Annotated in this window: 6 protein-coding genes; 4 read left to right on the top strand and 2 right to left on the bottom strand. The window is 73.1% G+C overall.

Translation table 11 applies throughout. The features are described from left to right. Positions 1-102: 102 nt before the first annotated feature. Together VFN12_RS07935 and VFN12_RS07930 are read right to left on the bottom strand one after the other, a co-directional pair. Positions 103-600, bottom strand: coding sequence for a hypothetical protein (locus tag VFN12_RS07935; protein WP_325118099.1), 498 nt, complete (start codon positions 598-600; stop codon positions 103-105). Beyond that, the gene (locus tag VFN12_RS07930) at positions 597-1,151 is read right to left on the bottom strand and encodes a sigma-70 family RNA polymerase sigma factor (RefSeq protein WP_325118098.1); all 555 of its coding nucleotides are present in this window, start codon (positions 1,149-1,151) and stop codon (positions 597-599) included. Before VFN12_RS07930 ends, VFN12_RS07935 begins: the two co-directional genes overlap by 4 nt. Positions 1,152-1,475: 324 nt before the next feature. Between VFN12_RS07930 and VFN12_RS07925 the strand changes: the two genes are divergently transcribed. The 4 genes from VFN12_RS07925 to VFN12_RS07910 all read left to right on the top strand — a co-directional run. Beyond that, positions 1,476-2,348, top strand: coding sequence for a MoxR family ATPase (locus tag VFN12_RS07925; RefSeq protein WP_325118097.1), 873 nt, complete (start codon positions 1,476-1,478; stop codon positions 2,346-2,348). Continuing rightward, the gene (locus VFN12_RS07920; RefSeq protein WP_325118096.1) at positions 2,345-3,460 is read left to right on the top strand and encodes a vWA domain-containing protein; all 1,116 of its coding nucleotides are present in this window, start codon (positions 2,345-2,347) and stop codon (positions 3,458-3,460) included. The genes VFN12_RS07925 and VFN12_RS07920 overlap by 4 nt, the downstream gene beginning before the upstream one ends. Next, entirely contained in the window at positions 3,453-4,643 is a 1,191-nt protein-coding gene (locus VFN12_RS07915) for an XdhC/CoxI family protein (RefSeq protein WP_325118095.1), read from the top strand. Before VFN12_RS07920 ends, VFN12_RS07915 begins: the two co-directional genes overlap by 8 nt. A 105-nt stretch (positions 4,644-4,748) precedes the next feature. Then, the coding region (locus VFN12_RS07910) for a transcriptional regulator (RefSeq protein WP_325118093.1) at positions 4,749-5,621 on the top strand (873 nt) is incomplete at its 3' end.

Below are 5,621 nucleotides of genomic sequence, written 5' to 3'. Positions count from 1 at the left end.
TGTCCGGGTGGGACGTACGGCTCGCGCTGCGCGGAGAGCGCGGACTGGCGTGTGGGAGTCGGACGGTCCGCCGACTCCGGTGGTTTCGGGTCCATATGTTCCTCAGACGTGGAAGGGCGGCGTTGCTCGGGGCCGCGCACTGCTCGGCGGCTCGTCGGTGAAGGTCAGGCGGACGACGCCGGACGTGGCGCGCGCGAAGGCGAACCGGCCGTGCTGGTCCACTGCGGTCCGCTGCTCGGTGGTCCCTTGCTCGTCGCGCAGGGTCACGGTCAGGCTCCGTGCCGGCACCACCCAGCCGTCGAGCCGGGTCCCGTCGTCGAACCGGGAGAGGTGGACGTAGACCCGCAGGTCGGGGCCGACGTACTCCAGGAAGGTGGAGGTGAGCTCGTCGGTGTCCTCGGCCGTGCCCGAGGACCGTACGCCGGCGACGGGGTCGGCGGCCTCGACCAGGGTCAGCAGGTCGAGCTCGAGGTCCTCGGCGGCGATCCTGGCCAGCACGCCGTGGGCGAGGTCTGCCGGCGGCGGGTCGAGCTGCTGCCAGACGCGGGCGACGGCCTCGAGCAGGGCCTCGTCGTCGAGGTGGTGGGGGGACTCGTTCATGCCAGGCCTCCCGTCCGGACCAGCTCGACGCGCAGCTTCTCCAGGCAGCGGCCCCGGGTCGGCCCGATGCTCCCCACCGGCATGCCCAGGTCGGAGGCGATGGCGGTGTAGTCGGGACGCGGCGCGGCCGCGACGATGCGCAGCAGGCGCTGGCACCGTTCGGGGAGCTGCTTGAGGCAGTCCCACAGCCGGGCGTTCTCGTCGTCGAGCACGATCTGCTGCTCGGGTGCCGGCTCGTCGGGCAGGTGCCGGTCGAGGACGTCCTCGTCGGTGGGGGTCTGGCGTGCACCCTGCCTGGCCACGCGCCACGCCTCGCGGCGTGCGGTGGTGCAGAGCCAACCGGAGACCGCGCGAGCCTCGGCGATCCCGTCCGCCGAGCGCACGAGCGCCAGCCAGGTCGTCTGGACGACGTCCTCCGCGGCCTCGCGGTCGAGGCCGCAGGCCCGGACCACCTGCCACAGCACGGGGCTGAGCAGGAGCACGAGGTCGTCCATCGCGCCGCGGTCGCCGTCGCGCCACCGCTGGAAGTGCGTCGCGGACGCCTCCCACACGGAATCGGACCCCGTCGGTAGCCGAGTCATGGTGTGCACATCCCCCGAGAGTCGGACCGGTGCTCTCTGATACGTCGTCGCATCGAAATCTAGACCGAATCCGGAGTCGAGACTGGCGATTCGCCGGAGGTGGTGGGTGGGCGCTGGGCGTCGGTTTCCCCGGCGGGCCGGGGAAACCGACACATCTCAGCCGTTGCAATGCCTGAGAAGTGCATGGATTCGCCGGGGAGTGTGACGCCTGGGGCACATGGTGTCGCGGCTGACCGGGGACGGTGCGCTGCTGACCAACCCGGGACCAACGTGCCGCTGGGTAGCCTTGACGGCATGGACTCCGTGGCCCAGGTCGCCCAGCGGCTCGGGCGCACCGGCTACCTGTGCGACGACGCCCTGGCGACGGTGACCTACCTGTCGCTGACGATGCAGCGGCCGCTGCTGGTCGAGGGCGAGCCCGGAACCGGCAAGACCGCCCTGGCCGAGGCCGTCGCCGAGGCGCTCGAGCTGCCCCTGATCCGGCTCCAGTGCTACGAGGGCATCGACGCCACCCAGGCGCTCTACGACTGGGACTTCCCGCGCCAGATCCTGCACCTGCGGGCGCTCGAGGCCGCGGGAGCCGGCAGCACCGACGTCGAGGAGGCCGAGAAGAGCCTGTACGACGCCCGCTTCCTGCTGGCCCGTCCGGTGCTGGCCGCGCTCCAGCAGAGCCCGGCCGTGCTGCTGGTCGACGAGGTCGACCGGGCCGACGACGAGTTCGAGGCGTTCCTCCTCGAGGTGCTGTCGACCTACCAGGTCAGCATCCCCGAGCTGGGCACGGTCAAGGCCGCCAGCCCACCGGTCGTCGTCCTCACCTCGAACCGGACGCGGGAGCTCCACGACGCGCTGAAGCGGCGCTGCCTCTACCACTGGATCGACCACCCGGGACTCGAACGCGAGGTCGAGATCGTCAGGTCGCGGGCCCCCGAGGTCGCCGAGACCCTGGCCCGGCAGGTGGTCGGGCTCGTCCAGCAGCTGCGGACCCGCGAAGACCTGCTGAAGCCGCCCGGGGTGGCCGAGACGCTCGACTGGGCCCGCGCGCTGCAGCACCTCGGCACGGCCGACATCGACCTGGAGACCGCGTCGGCCACCCTCGGCGCGCTGGTGAAGTACCGCGAGGACAGCGACCGGGTGCGCCAGGCGCTGGATCGGATGCTCGCCACATGAGCCACGCGCGTCAGGCCGACGAGATCCTGCTCGGCTTCACCCGCGCGCTGCGCGCCGCGGGCGTGCCGGTCACCCAGGACCGGGCGCACGGGTTCCTCGCCGCGGTCGCCGTGCTGGGCGCCGACGAACAGCGGGCGACGTACACGGCCGGGCGGGCCACCCTGTGTGCCGGCCCGGACGACCTGGCGCGCTACGACCAGGTGTTCGAGGCCTACTTCAACGCCCGCGACGGCCTCCCGCGCCTCCGGCCCGCGCAGGCGACCGCGCCGGGCTTCTCCTCGCTGCCCGACGTCGAGGGCAGCGGCGAGGGTGAGCCCGGCGAGGACACGGTGCGGGCCACGGCCAGCGCCGCCGAGGTGCTCCGTCACCGCGATGTCGCCGACCTCAGCACCGCCGAGCGGCAGCGGCTCTCCGCGATGTTCGCCACCCTGCGGCTGCGGCCGCCGCAGCGCCGGACCGCCCGTCACCAGCGCTGGCACCGCGGGGAGGTCGACGCGCACCGCACGCTGCGGTCCAGCCTGCGCCGGATGGGGGAGCCCGCCGACATCGCCTGGCGCCGACGCGGAGTGCGACCCCGACGGGTGGTGCTGCTGATCGACGTGTCCGGGTCGATGAGCGGGTACGCCGACGCGCTGCTGCGGCTGGGGCACCGGTTCACCCAGGCCGGCCGACCGTCCGGAGCGGTCGTCGAGACGTTCACGCTCGGCACCCGGCTCACCCACGTCACGCGTGCGATGCGCCTTCGCGACCCGGAGCGCGCGCTGGTCGCCGCCGGAGACACCGTCCCCGACTGGTCGGGAGGCACCCGGCTCGGCGAGACCCTGCGCATCTTCCTGGACCGCTGGGGCCAGCGCGGCCTGGCCCGCGGCTCGGTGGTCGTGGTGTTCAGCGACGGCTGGGAGCGCGGGGACCCCGAGCTGCTGGCCACCCAGATGGCGCGCCTCCAGCGGATCGCCCACCGGGTGGTGTGGGTCAACCCGCACCGCGGCAAGACCGGCTACGAGCCCGTGCAGCAGGGCGTCGTCGCGGCCTTGCCGTACGTCGACGACTTCGTGGCCGGCCACTCGCTCGCCACCTTCGCCGAGCTCGCGGAGCTGGTGTCCCGTGCGTGACGTGATGCCCGAGCTGCTGGAGTGGTGGCGCGCCGGCGAGACCGTCGGCGTCGGCACCGTCGTGGCGACGTTCCAGTCCGCGCCCCGGCCGGCGGGCGCCTCGATGCTGGTCGGCCCCGACGAGACCGCTGTCGGCTCGGTCTCGGGGGGCTGCGTCGAGGGCGCGGTCTACGAGCTGGCCCAGCAGGTGGTGGCGTCGGGTGAGCCGGTGCTCGAGCGGTACGGCGTCTCCGACGACGACGCGTTCGCGGTCGGGCTGACCTGCGGCGGGATCCTGGACGTCTATGTCGAGAAGGTGGACCGCGAGACCTTCCCCGAGCTCGGCGACATCGCCGACGACGTCGCGGCCGGCCGCCCGGTCGCGCTGGCCACGGTGATCGAGCACCCCGACCCGGCCCGGTTGGGGCGGCGACTGATCGTCCGCCCGGATTCGATAGTCCCTCACGAAAACGTCGTGAAGTCGGCGTCGCAACGACAGGAACGTGAGGGACTATCGGGGTCGCTGGGGTCGCAGCGGGCCGACGACGCCGTACGCGACGACGCGCTGGGGCTGCTGGCGGCCGGCCACAACGCCACCCTCACCTACGGACCCGACGGCGAGCGTCGGGGCGAGGGGATGCGGGTGTTCGTCTGGGCGTTCGCCCCCAAGCCGCGGATGCTGGTGTTCGGGGCGATCGACTTCGCGGCGGCGGTGGCCCGCGTCGGGAGCTTCCTCGGCTACCACGTGACCGTGTGCGACGCGCGGCCGGTCTTCGCGACCGCCAGCCGGTTCCCCGAGGCCGACGACGTGGTCGTCGACTGGCCCCACCGCTACCTCGAGGCCGAGATGGAGGCCGGCCGGGTCGACCGGCGCACGGTGGTCACCGTCCTCACCCACGACCCCAAGTTCGACGTGCCGGTCCTCGAGCTGGCGCTCCGGCTGCCCGAGGTGGCCTACGTCGGCGCGATGGGCTCGCGGCGTACCCACGAGGACCGGCTGGCCCGGCTCAAGGAGGCCGGGCTGACCGACGACGAGCTGGCGCGGCTGTCCAGCCCGATCGGCCTCGACCTGGGCGCGCGCACCCCGGAGGAGACGGCGATCAGCATCGCCGCCGAGATCATCGCCGGCCAGTGGGGCGGCTCGGGGGAGCCTCTCGGCGCCACCGAGGGGCGGATCCACCACCAGCGTCCCGTCACCGAGTAGCCGCGACAGGTCTGGCTGCGCCAGACCTGTCGGCCCGAGCGGTTCCCCCGTGCCCGACCGCGGGCTACCGTGGCGACACCACAGGGGAACGGACACGCATTGACGTTGGGGCGAGAGGAACTGCACACGCGCCGGCTCGACGCCGTGCGCGCGTGGACCAGCTTCGTGGAGCTCGGCGACGCAGCCGAGTCGCTGGTGCGCCCCGAGATCCTGCAGAGCTGGCAGCTGTCCCAGGCCGCGATCAGCCCCGACGTCGTCGAGGCGCCGCTGTCCGACGAAGGCGACACCGCGGCGTACTGGCGCAGCACGCCCCTGCAGACCGCGGTCGAGCGGGTGGAGTCCGACCTGCGGCGTACGGCGGAGGACGGCGACCTGGTCATCGCGATCACCGACTCGCAGACCCGCATCCTGTGGACCTACGGCGGCCGGGTGATGCGGCGCAAGGCCGAGACGGTCAACTTCGTGCCCGGCGGTCACTGGGACGAGGCGAGCGTGGGCACCAACGCGCTCGCGATCGCGATGCGCACCGGCGATCCGTCGATGGTCTTCAGCGCCGAGCACTTCGCCTCGATGGTGCACAACTGGGTCTGCTGGGCGGCGCCCGTGCACGACCCGGTCAGTGGTGAGCAGATCGGGGTGATCGACCTCTCCACCACGTGGGACCGCACCCACCCGATCGGGCTGGCCACCGCGCGGGTGATGGCCCGGCTGATCGAGAGTGCGATGCCGCGCTCGCGCGACTGGCCGGGCGGCCGGTTCGGCAGCACCGCTCCGGACGACCCCGGGCTCACCCTCTCGCTCCTGGGCAGCGCGGAGGCCTGGCTCGACGGCGACCGGCTGCTGCTCAACCGTCGCCAGACCGAGATCCTCGCCCTGCTGGCGATGCACCCCGAGGGCCTGTCGGTCGAACAGCTGCATGCGCTTGTCTACGGCGACCAGCCGGTCACGCTGTCCACCCTCAAGGCCGAGGTGTCCCAC

Origin of the sequence: Nocardioides sp., from assembly GCF_035703625.1 — a bacterium.
Lineage (GTDB): Bacteria > Actinomycetota > Actinomycetes > Propionibacteriales > Nocardioidaceae > Nocardioides.
This window is presented reverse-complemented; position numbering and strand designations above follow the sequence as displayed.